Origin of the sequence: Luteimonas sp. MC1828 (assembly GCF_016461615.1) — a bacterium.
Lineage (GTDB): Bacteria > Pseudomonadota > Gammaproteobacteria > Xanthomonadales > Xanthomonadaceae > Luteimonas.
In genome coordinates this window covers 433724-450176 of sequence record NZ_JAEMNY010000002.1, presented here as the reverse complement: position 1 = coordinate 450176, position 16453 = coordinate 433724, and the positions used below count along the sequence as shown (strand labels likewise).

Below are 16453 nucleotides of genomic sequence, written 5' to 3'. Positions count from 1 at the left end.
TCGCCGGCATCCAGCTGTTCGGTCATGGCCTGATCGACATGACGATCGGCGTGTCGATGTACGCGGTCGGCGCATCCATGCTGCTGGCGCTGTGGCGCCTGCTGCGCGGCCCCACCGTGCCGGACCGCATCCTCGCCCTCGACACCCTCAACGTCACCGCCATCGCCGAGCTGATGCTGCTGGGCATGTACCTGAAATCCGCGGTGTACTTCGAGGCCGCGCTGATCATCGCGATGCTCGGCTTCGTGAGCACGGTGGTGCTGTCCAAGTACGTCATCCGCCGGGACATCGTGGAATGAGCGTCTTCTGGGAACTGCTGCTGGTCGTGCTGCTGCTGGTCGGCAGCTTCTTCATCCTGATGGGCGGCATCAGCCTGGTGCGGCTGTCGGAATTCTTCAAGCGCCTGCACGGACCGACCAAGGCCAGCACCCTGGGTGTCGGCTGCGTGCTCGCCGCCTCGGTGGGCTACCACCTGTTCGTAGGCAGCGATCCGCAGCCGCGCGAGCTGCTGATCACCGCGTTCCTGCTGATCACCGCGCCGATCAGCGCGCACCTGATGTCCAAGGCGGCGCTGTCGCTGCGCATGGACGAGCGCCCGCAGCTGCCAGGCAAGTCGGACGAGGACACGCACGTGCCGCCGCGTCCCGACGGCGGCGACGACGACGCGATCTGAGGCGTCCGGACACGCTGGACGCCGGCGCGCCCGCCGGCTGCGGCTTCAGCCGAGCATCGCCAGTTCGATGCCGACCCACGCGAGCAGCGCGGCCAGCAGCAAGGCGCCTTCCAGCCGGCTGACGGTGGTGCCGCCGCGCAGCAGCGGCACCAGCAGCAGCGCGAACAGGAACGCCACCGGCAGTTCGAAGCGCACGAACGATGCCGGTGCCGGTACCCCACCGACCACCGCCATGCCGCCGATCACCACCAGCAGGTTGAACAGGCAGGAGCCGATGACGTGCCCGGCGACGATGTCGCCCTGGCCACGACGCGCCGCGGCAACCGCCGCCGCCATTTCCGGCAGCGCGGTGCCGATCGCCACCACCAGCAGGCCGGTGACCAGCGACTCCATGCCCAGCGCCATGCCGATGCGCGGCGCGGCGCCCACCACGAGGCCCGCGCCGTAATACAGCAGGCCGGCCGCCACCACCAGGCGGACCACGTGCAGGCCCAACCCGCCGCGCGTGGCGGCGAACGCCTGCAGCGCGTCAATCACGCCGGGCCGCTCGTCACGCGCCCGCACCAGCGCGAACACCAGCACGCCGACAAACCCGGCCAGCAGCAGCCCGCCTTCGCCGCGCGACAGCTGGCCGTCCCAGCCGAAGCCGATCACCGCCAGCGTCGCCAGCAGCAGGACCAGCAGCAGCGGCGCGAGCGCACGCCATCGCACCACCAGCGGCGCCGCGAGCGCCGCGGCACCGAGCGTCAATCCGACGTTGGCGATGTTGCTGCCGACGGCGTTGCCGAGCGCCAGCGCCGGCTCGCCGGCGAACACCGCGCGCGCATTGACCGCGAGTTCGGGCAACGACGTGGCGAACGCCACCAGCACCAGGCCGGCAACGAATGGCGACGCGCCCAGGCGCTGCGCCAGCCCCGAAGCGCCCTTGACCAGCGAATCACCGCCCAGTGCCAGCAGCGCGAGGCCGAGGACGAACAAACCGATGGCTGTCAGCATGGCGCGACTCCCTTCGTTGCACTGGACGGGACGGGTTCACGCGCGTCGCGGGCCCGCCCGTGGCGCGCGGCGAAGGCTCAGCTGCAGCCTTCGACGTAGTCGATCTGCGGCACCATGCCCACGCGCCACGAAATCACCTTGCCGGCGGCGTCGAGTTCGAACACCAGCTTCGACGGCAGGCCGCCGCCATCCTCGGCGGACCTCAGTACCTTGCCGCCCTGCACGTATTTGTGGGGGAGCGTTTCGAGCGTGCCGCCGTAGAGCGCCTGGATTGCGGCCTCGTCCATGCCGACCTTGCCGCCGCCGGGCGCGACGATGTCGGGAGACTCGACGCTGTAGCGCACCAGCACGTCGTTCTCGAACATGAAGGCGAGCTGCGCCGGCGTCGATTGCCCCGCCGGACTCAGGTGGAAGCAGGCCGCCGGGTCGCGCGGATCGGGCTTGCCCTGGAGCGCGCCACCGGTCCATTCGACCCTGGCCTCTTCCGCGGTCAGGCCGAGGTCGAGCGCACCATAGCCGTTCATGCGCGCGTCGCCGGCGTCGGCGATCGCGCGCGGGCCATCGACGGCGTCCGCGGTATCGGCTTCGGCAACCGGTGCGGCTGCCACATCGGCTTCGGAGGGCGAGCGCTCCGCGCTGCAGGCGGAAAGGGCAAGGCTGAGGATGGCGATGAAGGGGGCGGCACGACGCATTCGGCAGGCTCCTGTGGCGGGAAAAACGCAGTGCCCAAGGCTACGACAAAACCCGTCAACCCATCGCGAAGTGCTTCTCCAGCCCGGCCCAGCAGGCCTGGTAGCCGCGCTGGCGATGGGCGGCATCGAGCGCCTGTTGCGTCGGGCGGATGACCGCCCGCGTCTCGAACATGAAGGCCATGGTGTCGGTGATCACGTCCGGCTTCGACAGGTCGGCCGCGGATGCCTTGGCGAACGTCGCCGCATCCGGGCCGTGGCCGGTCATGCAGTTGTGCAGCGAGCAGCCACCGGGCGCGAAGCCTTCCGCCTTGGCGTCGTAGGCGCCGTGCACCAGGCCCATGAACTCGCTGGCCACGTTGCGGTGGAACCACGGCGGGCGGAACGTGTCCTGCGCCACCAGCCAGCGCGGCGGGAAGATCGCGAAGTCCATGTTGCTGGTGCCCGGCGTGTCGCTGGGCGAATGCAGCACCAGGAAGATCGACGGATCGGGATGGTCATGGCTGATCGAGCCGATCGCGTTGAAGCGGCGCAGGTCGTACTTGTACGGGGCGTAGTTGCCGTGCCAGGCGACCACATCGAGCGGCGAATGGCCGATCGGCGCGCGCCACAGGTGGCCCTGGAACTTGGCGATGAGCGCGAAGTCGCCCTCGGCTTCCTCGTACGCCGCGACCGGCGTGAGGAAGTCGCGCGCGTTGGCCAGGCCGTTGGAGCCGATCGGGCCGAGGTCGGGCAGGCGCAGCAACGCGCCGAAGTTCTCGCAGACATAGCCGCGCGCGTGGCCGTCGGGCAGCTCGACGCGGAAGCGCAGGCCGCGCGGGATCACCGCGATCTCCTGCGGCTCGACGTCGATCACGCCGAGTTCGGTGGCGATGCGCAGGCGACCCTGCTGCGGAACGATCAGCAGTTCGCCGTCGGCGCTGTAGAAGAACCGGCCGCGCATCGGCGCATTGGCCGCGTACAGGTGGATGCCCACGCCGGTACCCGCGGCGGCCCCGCCATTGCCGGCCACGGTGAACAGCCCGTCGACGAAATCGACCTGGCTGCCATCCGCCGGCATCGGCAGCGGGTCCCAGCGCAGCTGGTCGGGCGTGACCGGCCCGTGCCCGAAGTCGTCATGGAAGCGCGGCTGCACGTACGGTTCGAAACTGCCGTGCATCGCCGCCGGGCGGATCCGGTACAGCCAGCTGCGCCGGTTGGCGTGCCGCGGCGCGGTGAACGCCGTGCCCGTGAACTGCTCGGCATACAGGCCGAACGCGACCTTCTGCGGCGAGTTGCGCCCCACCGGCAGCGCACCGGCGATCGCCTCGCTGGCGAACTCGTTGCCGAAGCCGGACAGGTAACGGTCGGTCGATGCGGTCATGGCAGGGCTCCCGGAACCCGTCGGTCAGAGCACGCCGCGCTTCATCTGGTCGCGCTCGATGCTCTCGAACAGCGCCTGGAAGTTGCCCTCGCCGAAGCCTTCGTTGCCCTTGCGCTGGATGATCTCGAAGAAGATCGGGCCGAAGCAGTTCAGGGTGAAGATCTGCAACAGCTTGCGCTGCTTGGTCTCCGGGTCGGCGTCGATCAGGATGCGGTTGCGCGCCAGGCGCTCCACGTCTTCGCCATGGTTGGGGATGCGCTGGTCGATGACCTCGAAGTAGGACTCCGGCGTATCGAGGAATTCAACGCCCGCGTCGCGCATCTTCTCCACCGTGGTGTAGATGTCGTCGGTGAAGCAGGCGATGTGCTGGATGCCCTCGCCCTTGTAGGCGTCGAGGTATTCGTTGATCTGGCTCTTCGGGTCGCTGGACTCGTTGAGCGGGATGCGCACGATGCCGTCCGGCGCGGTCATCGCCTTGGACACCAGGCCGGTCTTGGCGCCCTTGATGTCGAAATAGCGGATCTCGCGGAAGTTGAACAGCTTCTCGTAGTAGTCCGACCACTTCTGCATGTTGCCGAAGTAGAGGTTGTGGGTCAGGTGGTCGATGAAGGTCAGGCCGAAGCCTGTCGGGTTCGCGTCCGCGCCTTCGACCGGCACGAAGCCGTCGTACATGCTGCCCGCGTCGCCGTAGCGGTCGACCAGGTACAGCATGCAGTCGCCGATGCCCTTGACCACCGGCGCATCGACCGCCTTGGTGGACTCCTTGTTGTCGATCGCCTCGCCGCCGTTGGCCAGCACCTTGGCGTACACCTCGCCGGCAGGCTGGCGGAAGCGGATCGCGAAGCCGGCGGCGCAGGGGCCGTGCGCGCGCGCGAAGTCGGCGGCGAACGAATCCGGATCCTCGTTGACCAGGAAGTTCACCCCGCCCTGGCGGTACACGGTGATCGCGCGCGTGGGGTGGCGCAGCACCGGGCTGAAGCCCATCTTGCGGAAGTAGTCGTGCAGCAGCGCGCCCTGGCCCTCGGGCGCCGCGAACTCGACGAATTCGAAACCATCGATGCCCATCGGATTCTCGAAGGTGGTGACCTCCATGCCGAGGTTGGGCGCGCTGCTGGCGGATGTGGTCTGGGCGCTCATGGCGGCTCCTGGAAAGCGAAGAGTGGACGTGCGAGGGCTGTTGTTATAGTTTCATGTGAAACCGCTTGCAAGGCGCAGCGCAGCATGAGCGACCCCTCCCGCCCTGATCCGGATGCGACGGACGAGTCCGCGCTTCTCGAGCTCGATCGCTTCATTCCCTACCAGCTCAGCGTGCTTTCCAACCTCGTCAGCCAGGAGATCGCGCAGGCCTACGGCGAACGCTTCGGGCTGGCTGTCACCGAGTGGCGGATCATCGCCGTGCTCGGGCGCTTCCCCGGCCTGTCGGCAGTCGGCGTGGCCGAACGCAGCGCGATGGACAAGGTCGCGGTGAGCCGCGCGGTGGCACGGCTGCTGGAGCGCGGCCTGCTGCATCGCGAGACCCACGACGACGACCGCCGGCGCTCGGTGCTGGAGCTGAGCGAAGCCGGGCGTCGCGTGTACGAGGAGGTCGCGCCGCAGGCGCTGGCCTACGAGCGCGACCTGCTGGCGCCGCTGGACGCGGCCGAGCGGCGCGTGCTGTCCGAACTGCTCGACCGCCTCGGCGAACGCTACGGCGTCTGACCGGCGCGACGACGGCAGGGCCCGATGGCCCACGATCGGTGACAATCGGGCGGTCCATCGCCTGATCGCGCCATGACCCCGCCCGCCTCCACCGACGAAGGCACATCCGCCAGCGCGCCTGTCGCGGCGCACGCTGCCACCGACGCGTGGCGGCAGGCCAACGCCTTCGCCGCGGCTGCCGACTGGCCCGCCGCGGCGGACTGCTACGCGCGCATCGCGGCCGCGGCGCCGGGCGATGCCGCGGCCTGGATCGGGCTGGCCAAGGCGCGCGGCCGCAACGGCGAATACCGCGCCATGCACGCCGCGGCGATGCGCGCGGCGGCCGCGGGCCCGCGCACCTGGCCGCACGCGCTGGCCCTGGCGCGCCTGCTGCGCGACCTGCACGAGACGCGCGCACTCGACGCACTCGCCGCCGACCTGGTGCCGCGCGCGCACGAAGCTGCGACCGACGACATGGTGGCGCTCGCCGACCTGCTCGGCGGCGAGGACCTGCACCGCACCGCGCTCGACTGGCTGGACCGTGCAAGCGCACGTGATCCCGCGCACGCACCCGCCGCATACCTGCGCGGCAGCACGCGCCTGTTCCTCGGCGACATGCCCGGTGCACGCGACGACCTGGAGCGCGCGATCGCGAGGGCGCCACATTTCGCCCACGCCCATCGCCGCCTGTCGCAGCTGCGCGCCACGGATCGCGGCGGCGCGCGCGCGCGCGTCGACCGCCTGCTGGCCGAGCGCGCGCAGGTCGCACCGGGCAGCGAACACGACATCCACTTCAGCCACGCCCTGTTCGACGAGCTGCATGACCTCGGCGAACACGAGGGCGCCTGGCAGGCACTGGCGCGCGGCGCGGCCGCGAAGCGCGCCAGCCTGCGCTACGACGCAGCCGATGACGCGCACCTGTTCGAAGCCATCCGCGCGCACGGCAGCCGCGATTTCCTCGCAGGCCCCGGTCACGCCAGCGATGCGGATGCTCCGCGCCCTCTGTTCATCGTCGGCATCTTCCGTTCGGGCACCACGCTGCTGGAACGCATGCTGGGCGGACATTCCGCGATCGCCGAAGGCGGCGAGAGCATGGGCTTCGCCGCCGCGCTGCGCCATGCGCTGGACCATCGCGCACGCGGCGTGGTCGACCTGGAAACACTGCGCCGCGCCGATGACATCGACTGGCCCGCGCTTGGCGCGGCCTTCATGGCCGGCAACGCCTGGCGCGCCCAGGGCCGCGCGTGGTGGACCGAGAAACTGCCGACCAATGCCCTGCTTCTGGGCCTCGTGGCGCGCGCGCTGCCCGATGCACGCTTCGTGCACGCGTGGCGGCCACCGATGGACGTCTGCTTCTCGAACCTGCGCATGCTCTATGGCGGCTTCGCGCCGTGGTCCTACGAGCAGCAGGAGCTGGCCGCCTGGCACCAGGGCCACGCCGCGCTGATGGCGCACTGGCGCGCCGTGCTCGGCGAGCGCCTGCTCGACGTCGCGCACGCGGACCTGGTGCGTGCGCCCGAGCACGAGCTGCGGCGCGTGCTCGCGCATTGCGGCCTCGCATTCGAACCGGGCGTACTGCAACCACAACGCGATGGCGGCGCGGTCGCCACTGCAAGCGCGGCCCAGGTGCGCGACGGCATCCGCACGCCGCGCGAGCCTGACTGGTCACCCTACCGAGCGCATCTCGGCCCGCTGGCGGCGGGCCTGGGCATCACGCTGGACTGAGCGTCGCGCAGTTCGAGGAAGGACGCGGCAGGTCAGGCACCGGGTACCAACGCCCTTGAGGACTCATGTCCCCCGGCGATGACCTCTCGGCCATCGCCTCCTCCTTGACTTCGCCCTCAAGGCCCTGGCACCCGGTACGCCGCACTGCGCGGTGGCTTGAGGAGCAAAGCCAGACACCGCGATCCCGTGAAGTGCTCTCCGGCACCTGCAGCGCAGTGCAGAGCCCCGAAGTGGCCGTGAGGCCGAACAAAAAAAACCGCGCCCCGAAGGGCGCGGCGTGTCACTCAAGCCGGGGAACGGCGTGCGGGGTCGCTCAGCGACGCTCCTCGGTCACGTCGACACCGGCGGCAATCGGCTCGGCAAGCTCCATCTGCCCGGCCAGGTCATCGTCGCGCAACGTGTCGAGATGCATGAGCCGGCGCACGAACGGCGCGATCACCAGCATCACCACGCCCACGCCCACCGCGAGCCAGCCGACGTTCGCGTACACCTCCATCACCCGCGCCACGCCCCCGCCCTCGCCGCCGGTGGCCGCCGAGATCAGGCCCGCCGCGAAGTTGCCGGTGGCCGAAGCGAAGAACCACGCGCCCATGATCAGGCTCGCCATCTGCGCCGGGGCCAGGCGGTTCATCGCCGACAGGCCGACCGGCGACAGGCACAGCTCGCCCATGGTGTGGATCAGGTAGATCAGGAAGATGAAGATCACCGGCGTGGCGCCGGCGCCCGCGGCCTTCGCGCCTGCCACCAGCACCAGGAAGCCCAAGCCCACCATCACTACGCCAAGCGCGAACTTGGCCGGTGCCGACGGTTCCCAGCCGCGCTTGGCCAGCCACAGCCAGAACATCGCGAACAGCGGCGCCAGCGCGATGATGTACATCGAGTTGAGCGACTGGAACATGGAGGCCGGCACTTCCCAGCCGAAGATCGCGCGGTCCACCGAGCGGTCGGTGAACAGGTTGAGCGATGCGCCGGCCTGTTCGAACAGCGCCCAGAACAGAATCGAACCGACAATCAGGTAGAGCGCGGCGATGATGCGGTTGCGCTCCTCGCGGCTGAGCTTGAATACCGCGGTGATCAGCACGTAGCCAAGCAGCACCACACCCGCGCCGCCGAGCAGGAACCCGACCAGCTTCTGGTGCTGGATCATGAACCAGACCAGGCCCACCGACAGGAAGGCCAACGCGTACAGCATCCACTCGAACGTGATGCCAGCCACCACCGGCTTCGCGAGGCGCTCCGGCGCACGCGACTCGCCGCGCCCCATCAGCATCGGCTTGCCGATGACGAACACCACCAGGCCCAGCAGCATGCCCACGCCGGCCGCACCGAAGCCGTACTTCCAGCCGTAGGTCTGGCCGAGGTAACCGGCGATCAGCGACCCGAGCATCGCGCCCAGGTTGATGCCCATGTAGAAGATCGTGTACGCCGGGTCGCGCCGGATGTCGGTGCGCGGGTACAGCTGCCCGACCATCACCGAGATGTTGGCCTTCAGGAAGCCCGAGCCGACGATGATGAACGACAGGGCCAGCCAGAAGATGTTGATCTCCGCGGCGTCCTGGCCACCGGTGCCCTCGAACGCCATCAGGAAATGGCCGAAGGTCAGCAGCACGGCACCGAACAGCACCGCCTTCCGCTGCCCCAGGTAGCGATCGGCGAGATAGCCGCCCACGACCGGCGCGATGTACACCAGCGCGGTGTAGGCGCCGTAGATCACAGACGCCTCGGAGTCCGAATACATCCAGTGCTGGACGAGGTAGAAGATCAGCAGGGCGCGCATGCCGTAGTAGGAGAAGCGCTCCCACATCTCGGCGAAAAACAGCACGAACAGGCCGCGCGGATGCCCGAGGAGGGTCTTCTGCGCTTCAACAGCGTGGTCTGGATGGGACACTCGGTACTCCGTCTGTATGCCGCACGTATCGCGGGCGGAATCGGCCAACTTAACGCGATCACAGGTTGCAAGGGAAGCTGAACAGGCGATCTCGCAAGAGAAACGGCGGCCCGAAGGCCGCCGTTTCAAGTGGATCGGCGGGCGCGTCCCGCGCCTCGCGCGATCACTTCACGCCGTGCATCAGCTTCTGGATGAGCGGTGCGATCAGCAGCAGCACCACACCCGCACCGAGCAGCGCCCAGAACCCGAACGTGTAGCCCGCCTGCGCGGAAGCGACGGTCATGCCGCCCTCGCCGCTGACGCTCGAGGCGAAGATGCCCGACAGGTTGTTGCCGATCGCGATCGACAGGAACCAGCCGCCCATCGCCAGGCCGGTCAACTTGGCCGGCGCCAGCTTGGTGGTCATCGACAGGCCGATCGGCGACAGGCACAGCTCGCCCACCGACTGGATCACGTAGACCATGAACAGCGTCCAGAACGGGATCTTGAGCGACGCGGGATCCACCAGGCTCGACAGCGCGAACACCAGCAGCAGGAACGCCAGGCCGTTGAAGATCAGGCCGAGGCCGAACTTGCGCGGGATCGACGGGTTGGCGCGGCCCATTGCGACCCACAGCCAGGCCATGACCGGCGCCAGGGTGATGATCGCGATCGAGTTCACCGACTGGAACCAGCCCACCGGGAAGATCCAGCCGTTGAGGTCGCGGTCGACGATGTTCTGCGCCAGGAAATTGAACGAGCTGCCGGCCTGCTCGAAGAACATCCAGAACAGCACGTTGAAGCCGAAGATGATCAGCATGGCGATGACCATGTCGCGCTGCCGCGAGCCCTCGCGGATGCCCTCGACCAGCAGCATGACCGCCGGCACCACGAACAGCGCGAGCAGGATCCAGTTCAGCACGGCGGCTTCGATGGTCAGCAGGAAATAGAACACCGGGATCGCGACCAGCGCGCCCACCGCCACCACCAGCACGCGCGCCAAGCCTGGCGCATCCGCCGGTGCCGCGCCGATGCCCTTGAGCTGGCTGCGGCCGAACCAGAACCACACCAGGCTGAGCAGCATGCCGACGGCCGAGGCGATGAACACCACCTTGTAGGCCGGCATGCCGTCGGCGCCGAACACCTTCTCGGCCAGCCAGCCGGTCAGGATGGGCGCGATGAACGCACCCATGTTGATGCCCATGTAGAAGATGGTGAAGCCGGAATCGCGCCGCTGGTCATCGGTGGCGTAGAGCTTGCCGACCATGGTCGAGATGATCGGCTTGAACAGGCCGTTGCCGACGATCACCGTGGCCAGGCCGAGCTTGAGCCACTGCTCGCTGGGCGTGGTGATGAGGAACAGGCCCGCGGCCATGAAGATCGCGCCCAGCAGGATCGCGCGCTGGTAGCCGATCAGCTTGTCGGCGACGTAGCCGCCGAAGATCGCCGCCGCGTACACCAGCGCGAGGTACGCGCCGTACAGCTGGCTCGCCGGCGCTTCGCCGGTGGCGTCGCCGTTGTAGAACTGCGCCACGATGTACAGCACCAGCGCCCAGCGCATGCCGTAGAACGCGAAGCGCTCCCAGAATTCGGTCATGAACAGCATCCACAGCGGACGCGGATGGCCCATGACCTGGGCGAACTCGGGAATGGCGCTGCCGTTGGGCGGCTTTTCCATGCCCGGCCCTGCAGGCTCGACGCGATTTGAACTCATGACGTGCACTCCCCCGGTGGATGGATCGATCTCCGCCCATCCCGACCCGCGGGCTCCGGCGGCGCCACGGCCGCGCTTTCGCCGGTCGTTCCGGTCGCAACGTTAGCCCGGAGCGGGCGGTGTTGGATACCCGCCGCTGCCGATCTACATCGACCGCCCGCGCCCGAGGTAGACGCGGTCGTCGAAACTGACGCACCAATGCGGCCGGTAGACGACCACAAGCACCATGATCCCGCCGGTCAGGAAGGCCTCGCCGAACATCAGCAGCGGGGTCGCGGCGAGGTAGGCGGCCGCCGGCCCGCCGATGGCAGCCATGGTCGCCGCCTTGGCCAGCGACGAGGCCGCCATGGCCAGCGCGGCCGCGCCGAAGGCATTGGCCATGACATAGGTGAAAATGTTGGCCGGCACCCAGCGCATCGCGACGAGCTGTGCCAGCACGGTCACCGCGACCGGCAGGGCACCGGCCAGCAGGAAATCACCCGCCCAGCCCTGCCAGGCCGCGCCCAGCAGCACGCCGGCCAGGCTCGCCAGCGCCATCATCCAGCAGGCGACGCGCGCACCGAACATCAGCGTGGCGATGGTGGCCCCGAGGAAGTGCAGCACCACGCCCTGCAGCGCCGCGGTGTTGAACCAGCGGATCGCCATGACCGCCACGGTCGCGGCCAGCAGCACGCGGCGCGCCCCAGTGTCGCGGTAGCGCTCCAGGCCCAGGCCGCGGATGGACGCCGCCAGCACCCCCAGCGCCAGCGCCCAGGCCAGGGCCGTGGCCCAGGCGGGAAGCGCGGCGCCGGCATCCATCGCGTGCTCAGTACGCGGCGTCGGCGGGCGCGCCGCCGATCCGCGTGCGGACCTCGAACAGTTCCGGGAAGAACGTCAGTTCCAGCGCCTGCTTCAGGAATCCGACGCCGCTCGACCCGCCGGTGCCGCGTTTGAAGCCGATGATGCGCATCACCGTGCGCATGTGGCGGAAGCGCCAGAGCTGGAACTCGCTCTCCAGGTCCACCAGGTCCTCGCACAGGTGGTAGGCGTCCCAGTGCGCGGCGGTATCGGCGTAGATGCGCTCGAACACCGGCACCAGCGCCATGTCGGCGACGTGCGGGCGGGTCCAGTCGCGCTCCAGGTGCGCGGCCGGGATGGCATGTCCGTGGCGCGCCAGGTGGCGCAGCACCTCGTCGTACAGGCTCGGCGCCTCGAGCGCCTCGGCGAGCATCGCGTGGGCCTCGGGATCGTGCGCGAACACCTTGAGCATGCCGGCGTTCTTGTTGCCGAGCAGGAACTCGATGGTGCGGTACTGCGCCGACTGGAAGCCCGACGACGGCCCCAGCAGGTCGCGGAACTCGGCGTATTCGGAGGGCGTGAGCGTCTCCAGCACCGACCACATCGCGGTCAGCTGGCGCAGCACCACCTTGCAGCGCGCGAAGATCTTCTGGCAGGGCTCCAGCCGGTCCGCGCGCAGGTGCACCACCGCCGCGCGCAGCTCGTGGATCATCAGCTTCAGCCACAGCTCCGACACCTGGTGCTGGACGATGAACAGCATCTCGTCGTGGTGCGGCGGGTCGGACAGCGGCTGCTGCGCCGACAGCAGGCGCTCCAGGTGCAGGTAGCCGCCGTAGGTCAGGCGCCCGGACAGCTCGGTGTGGATGCCGGCTTCCAGCGCGCGTTCGTTGTCTTCGATGCTCATGCGCAAAGGGTAGCGCAGGGCGACCGTACGGGGCGGAACGGAAATCGTGTCACTCCGCTGCAGTGCAGCTGGTGCACAATCCGCCGATCGCGGCGGGGGCCGCGACCATCACCATTCCAGGGGAATACACCACATGCAACCGTTGCCTCGCCGCCTGGCGCTTGCCATCGCTCTGTCCGCCGCCATCGGCGCGGCCCACGCCGACACCACGCCGCAGACGTTGCCGTTTGCCCAGGACTGGACCGATATCGCGCAGATCACCGCGAACGACAGCTGGTCGGGCGTGCCGGGCATTGTCGGTTACCGCGGCGACGGGCTCGCGGCCGGTTCCGGCGTGGATCCCCAACTCGTGCTCGGCGCGGACGCGGCGGGCGTGGTCGACGTCAACGCCAACCAGGCGCTGCCCAATACCTTCAGCACGGGCGGCGTGACCGAGTTCCACCTGGCCGACGCCGTGGTCGCGCTGTCGGGCAGTGGAACCGCGCGGGCACCGTACATCCGCATCCACCTGAACACCGTGGGCGCGACGGGCATCCAGGTGTCGTACAAGCTCCGCGACCTCGACGGCTCGACCGACAACTCCGTCCAACCGGTGGCGCTGCAGTACCGCGTCGGTGGCAGCGGCGACTTCACCAACGTGCCCGCCGCCTTCGTGGCCGACGCCAGCGCCGGACCGAGCCTGGCCACCCTGGTGACGCCGGTCTCGGTCACCCTGCCCGCCGCGGTCGACAACCAGCCGCTGGTCGAGCTGCGCATCATGACCACCGACGCGGTCGGCAACGACGAATGGATCGGCATCGACGACATCAGCATCGTCGCCGCCGGCGGCGGCGGTGACGACCCGGCGATCAGCGTCTCCAATGGCTCGGTCGCCGAGGGCGACGCCGGTACATCGCCGATGTTCTTCCAGGTCACGTTGTCGGCACCCGCCGGCGCCGGCGGCGTGGAGTTCGACTACGCCACCGCCGACGGCAGCGCCGTCGCCGGCAGCGACTACGTCGCGGCCTCCGGCACCGCCACCATCGCCGAGGGCGCGAGTTCGGTAGCGCTGTCGGTGAGCGTGAACGGCGACACGGCGGTCGAGCCCGATGAAACCTTCTCGCTGGTCCTGTCCAGCTTCACCGGCGCGGTCGCCGGCAGCGTCGAAGGCACCGGCACCATCGTCAACGACGACTTCGTGATCGTGCCGATCGCACAGATCCAGGGCCCGGGCGCGCTGTCGCCCTTCGCCGGCCAGGTGGTGGTGACCGAAGGCATCGTCACCGCGCGCAAGAACAACGGCTTCTTCATGCAGACCGCCGACGGCCAGGACGATGGCGACGCCGCGACCTCCGAAGGCATCTTCGTGTTCACCGCCGGCGTGCCGTCGGCGGCGGCCACGGTCGGCAACCGCGTGCGCGTGCAGGCCAAGGTCGAGGAATACATCCCGGCGGCCGATCCCTGGCAGCTGCCGATGACCGAACTCACCTTCGCCACCGTCACCCAGCTCGGCACCGGCCACGCGCTGCCGGCGCCCGTGGTGCTGGCGGTCGACAGCGTGCTGCCCGATGGCGGCCTCGACCAGCTGGAGCCATACGAGGGCATGCGCGTCAGCATCCCCAGCGCCACCGTCGTCGCGCCCACCCGCGGCAACACCAACGAGGCCAACGCGACGGCGACCGGCAACGGCCAGTTCGCGGTGGTGGTCACCGGCGTGCCGCGCCCGCTGCGCGAGTCCGGCATCCAGGTGCCCGACCCGGATCCGAGCGGCAGCACCGCGACCGCGATCCCGCGTTGGGACTTCAACCCCGAGATCATCGCAGTCGACAGCGACACCATTGGGGCGCCGCAGGCCAACCTCGCCGCCGGCTGCAAGATCATCGACAGCACGCTCACCGGCCCGCTGGACTACACCTTCCGCCGCTACACGATCTATCCGGAAGGCGCGCTCCTCACCGCCTGTGACGGCCTGGACCAGCCGCGCGGCTCGGTGGTGCCCAGCGAGGACCACGCCACCTTCGCCACCTACAACCTGCAGCGCTTCTTCGACACGGTGAACGACCCGGCCACCAGCGACCCGGTGCTGACCGCGGACGCATTCGCGAGCCGGCTCAACAAGGCCTCCCTCGGCATCCGCGCCTACATGCACGCGCCGGACGTGATCGGCGTCAGCGAAGTGGAGAACCTCGGCGCACTGCAGGCGCTGGCGGCCAAGATCAACGCCGACACGGTCGCGCTGGGCCAGCCCGACCCGGGCTACGTCGCCTACCTCGAGGAAGGCAACGACGTCGGCGGCATCGACGTCGGCTTCCTGGTGAAGGCCGGCGAGATCGGCGCGGCGCTGCCGCGCGTGGACGTGCTCGCGGTCGAACAGGTGGGTGCCGACATCACCTGGACCTACGCCGGCACCGGCGCCAGCAGCCTGCTCAACGACCGCCCGCCGCTGGTGCTCGACGCCGTGGTGAACTTCGCCGACGGCCGCGCGCTGCCGATCACCGTGGTCACGGTGCACCAGCGCTCGCTCAGCGACGTCAACAGCGAGGACGCGGCCGGCACCGGCACCCTCGGCGATCGCGTGCGCCAGAAGCGCCAGCTGCAGGCGGAGTTCCTCGCCGGCATGCTGCAGGACATGCAGGTCGCCGATCCGGCGCGCGCCATCGTGGTGCTCGGCGACTTCAACGCGTTCGAGTTCAACGACGGCTACGCCGACATCATGGGCACGGTCATCGGCATGCCCTCGGCCGATGCCACCACCGCGGTCAACGGCGACGGCGCCGACCTGGTCGACCCCGACCTGTTCAACGCAACGCACATGCTGGCGCCGTCCGAACGCTACTCGTTCGTGTTCGACAACAACGCGCAGTCGCTCGACCACGTGCTGGTGAACAATGCGGCGCTCGGCTCGGCGATCAACTCGTGGACCATCAGCCACGCGCGCCTCAACGCCGACTTCCCGGAGACCGCGCGCAACGACGCCAACAGCGCCGCACGCCTGTCCGACCACGACCCGTCGGTGCTGATGCTGCGGCTGAACGCGTTGACCTTCGCCGACATGGCGGCGGTGGTGACCACCCCGCAGCCGGCGATCGCCGTCGGCGGCACGCTGCGCTACGTGGTGTCGGCGTCGAACGCCGGGCCGGATGCGGCGCAGTCGCCGGGCGTGGGCTTCGCGGTCAATGCCGCACTGCCCGACCTCACCATCGTCGCGCCCAGCGGGTGGACCTGCGATCCCGCAAGCGTGGCCGGCAACCAGACCAGCAGTGCGTGCAGCGCCGACAGCCTGGCGGCATCGCAGTCGGCGTCGTTCGACGTGTCGGCAACCGCCACGCCGGCCACCGGCGGCACCGTGGTCACCCTGACCGCGGCCGCGACCTCGCAGACCGAAGACACCGATGCCACCAATGACAGCAGCAGTGGCGCGGTGTCGGTCGAGGCGCAGGCCGACCTGGGCGTGATGGTGTCGGGGCCGACGAGCTACGTCCGCGGCGCGGCAGGCCCGGGCTACGCGGTGGCCGTCGCCAACCACGGGCCGTCGGGTGCCGCGGAGGCAAGCGTCGCGATCAACGTGTCGCTGGCCAAGGCACGCGTCGCCCTGCTGCCGGCGCCCGGCTGGACCTGCGAGGCACTGCCGACGCAGCTGTTCGCGGTGACCTGCAGCCCGTCGGGCGGCTCGCTTGCGAATGGTGCAACCGGACAGTTCACCCTGACCGTGGACACCAGCGGCAAGCTCATGGCGCCGGTGTTCGACGTGCGGGCCGACGTGTCGTCGGCGGCGACCGATCCGGTTGGCGCCAACAACGCCGCCGCGGTCCGGGTCCAGGGCACGCGCGCGCCCTGATCCGCACCATCGACCTGCTGTGACAAGGGAGCGCGGCCTCGGCCGCGCTCCTTTTTTGTGGGCGGCTGTAGCGCCCCGTGGTGGGCGTGGGCTTTGGGCATCGCGCTGCAGCTACCGGAGAGCCACGCACGAGATCGCGGGGTGTGCTTCTCAACCCACCGCGTAATGCGGCGGACCGGGTGCCAATGCCCTTGAGGGCGAAGTCAAGGAGGAGGCGATGGCCGCAGGCCGTCGCCGGGGGACATGAGTCC

At 69.5% G+C, this 16453-nt stretch carries 12 protein-coding genes and 1 pseudogene; 5 read left to right on the top strand and 8 right to left on the bottom strand.

What is annotated here, in order from left to right; translation table 11 throughout:
- The first annotated feature begins 14 nt into the window (after positions 1–14).
- On the top strand, positions 15–299 hold the full coding sequence (locus tag JHB91_RS11950) for a K+/H+ antiporter subunit F (RefSeq protein WP_199374339.1): 285 nt from the start codon (positions 15–17) through the stop codon (positions 297–299).
- Positions 296–607 (top strand): annotated as a pseudogene (locus JHB91_RS11945) (Na+/H+ antiporter subunit G); the annotation flags it as partial. The gene JHB91_RS11950 and the pseudogene JHB91_RS11945, both read left to right, overlap by 4 nt.
- Positions 608–718: 111 nt before the next feature.
- On the opposite strand, the gene JHB91_RS11940 reads toward JHB91_RS11945, so the two are convergent.
- The 4 genes from JHB91_RS11940 to hppD all read right to left on the bottom strand — a co-directional run bounded on the left by JHB91_RS11940 (position 719) and on the right by hppD (position 4858).
- Positions 719–1669 (bottom strand): sodium:calcium antiporter, encoded by a 951-nt coding sequence (locus JHB91_RS11940; protein WP_199473020.1) that lies wholly within the window; start codon positions 1667–1669, stop codon positions 719–721.
- A gap of 77 nt (positions 1670–1746) precedes the next feature.
- Positions 1747–2361 (bottom strand): lectin, encoded by a 615-nt coding sequence (locus tag JHB91_RS11935; protein ID WP_199473019.1) that lies wholly within the window; start codon positions 2359–2361, stop codon positions 1747–1749.
- Positions 2362–2416: 55 nt separating this feature from the next.
- Positions 2417–3721 (bottom strand): homogentisate 1,2-dioxygenase, encoded by a 1305-nt coding sequence (gene hmgA, locus JHB91_RS11930; protein WP_199373560.1) that lies wholly within the window; start codon positions 3719–3721, stop codon positions 2417–2419.
- A 24-nt stretch (positions 3722–3745) separates the two neighbouring features.
- On the bottom strand, positions 3746–4858 hold the full coding sequence (gene hppD, locus JHB91_RS11925; RefSeq protein WP_199373561.1) for a 4-hydroxyphenylpyruvate dioxygenase: 1113 nt from the start codon (positions 4856–4858) through the stop codon (positions 3746–3748).
- Positions 4859–4942: 84 nt separating this feature from the next.
- On the opposite strand from hppD, the gene JHB91_RS11920 reads away from it, so the two are divergent.
- Both JHB91_RS11920 and JHB91_RS11915 read left to right on the top strand, forming a co-directional pair.
- Positions 4943–5419: a MarR family transcriptional regulator gene (locus JHB91_RS11920; protein ID WP_199473018.1), complete on the top strand. Its 477-nt coding sequence runs from the start codon at positions 4943–4945 to the stop codon at positions 5417–5419.
- Between the two features lie 72 nt (positions 5420–5491).
- Positions 5492–7123 (top strand): sulfotransferase, encoded by a 1632-nt coding sequence (locus tag JHB91_RS11915; protein ID WP_199473017.1) that lies wholly within the window; start codon positions 5492–5494, stop codon positions 7121–7123.
- 313 nt (positions 7124–7436) lie between these two features.
- Here JHB91_RS11915 and JHB91_RS11910 read toward each other — a convergent pair whose 3' ends face one another.
- The 4 genes from JHB91_RS11910 to JHB91_RS11895 all read right to left on the bottom strand — a co-directional run bounded on the left by JHB91_RS11910 (position 7437) and on the right by JHB91_RS11895 (position 12385).
- On the bottom strand, positions 7437–9011 hold the full coding sequence (locus tag JHB91_RS11910) for a peptide MFS transporter (RefSeq protein ID WP_199373564.1): 1575 nt from the start codon (positions 9009–9011) through the stop codon (positions 7437–7439).
- Between the two features lie 163 nt (positions 9012–9174).
- The gene (locus JHB91_RS11905; RefSeq protein ID WP_233398727.1) at positions 9175–10668 is read right to left on the bottom strand and encodes an oligopeptide:H+ symporter; all 1494 of its coding nucleotides are present in this window, start codon (positions 10666–10668) and stop codon (positions 9175–9177) included.
- Positions 10669–10848: 180 nt separating this feature from the next.
- Positions 10849–11502, bottom strand: a complete 654-nt coding sequence (locus JHB91_RS11900) for an energy-coupling factor ABC transporter permease (protein ID WP_199473015.1) — start codon at positions 11500–11502, stop codon at positions 10849–10851.
- 7 nt (positions 11503–11509) lie between these two features.
- Positions 11510–12385: a tryptophan 2,3-dioxygenase family protein gene (locus JHB91_RS11895; RefSeq protein WP_199473014.1), complete on the bottom strand. Its 876-nt coding sequence runs from the start codon at positions 12383–12385 to the stop codon at positions 11510–11512.
- 133 nt (positions 12386–12518) lie between these two features.
- Between JHB91_RS11895 and JHB91_RS11890 the strand changes: the two genes are divergently transcribed.
- Positions 12519–16202, top strand: coding sequence for a Calx-beta domain-containing protein (locus tag JHB91_RS11890; RefSeq protein ID WP_199473013.1), 3684 nt, complete (start codon positions 12519–12521; stop codon positions 16200–16202).
- The last annotated feature ends 251 nt before the right edge of the window (positions 16203–16453 follow it).

Coding starts and splice junctions, on each gene's coding strand:
- JHB91_RS11940 (WP_199473020.1), bottom strand. CDS start 1,669: ATGCTGACAGCCATCGGTTTGTTCGTCCTCGGCCTCGCGCTGCTGGCA.
- JHB91_RS11935 (WP_199473019.1), bottom strand. CDS start 2,361: ATGCGTCGTGCCGCCCCCTTCATCGCCATCCTCAGCCTTGCCCTTTCC.
- hmgA (WP_199373560.1), bottom strand. CDS start 3,721: ATGACCGCATCGACCGACCGTTACCTGTCCGGCTTCGGCAACGAGTTC.
- hppD (WP_199373561.1), bottom strand. CDS start 4,858: ATGAGCGCCCAGACCACATCCGCCAGCAGCGCGCCCAACCTCGGCATG.
- JHB91_RS11920 (WP_199473018.1), top strand. CDS start 4,943: ATGAGCGACCCCTCCCGCCCTGATCCGGATGCGACGGACGAGTCCGCG.
- JHB91_RS11915 (WP_199473017.1), top strand. CDS start 5,492: ATGACCCCGCCCGCCTCCACCGACGAAGGCACATCCGCCAGCGCGCCT.
- JHB91_RS11905 (WP_233398727.1), bottom strand. CDS start 10,668: ATGGAAAAGCCGCCCAACGGCAGCGCCATTCCCGAGTTCGCCCAGGTC.
- JHB91_RS11900 (WP_199473015.1), bottom strand. CDS start 11,502: ATGGATGCCGGCGCCGCGCTTCCCGCCTGGGCCACGGCCCTGGCCTGG.
- JHB91_RS11895 (WP_199473014.1), bottom strand. CDS start 12,385: ATGAGCATCGAAGACAACGAACGCGCGCTGGAAGCCGGCATCCACACC.
- JHB91_RS11890 (WP_199473013.1), top strand. CDS start 12,519: ATGCAACCGTTGCCTCGCCGCCTGGCGCTTGCCATCGCTCTGTCCGCC.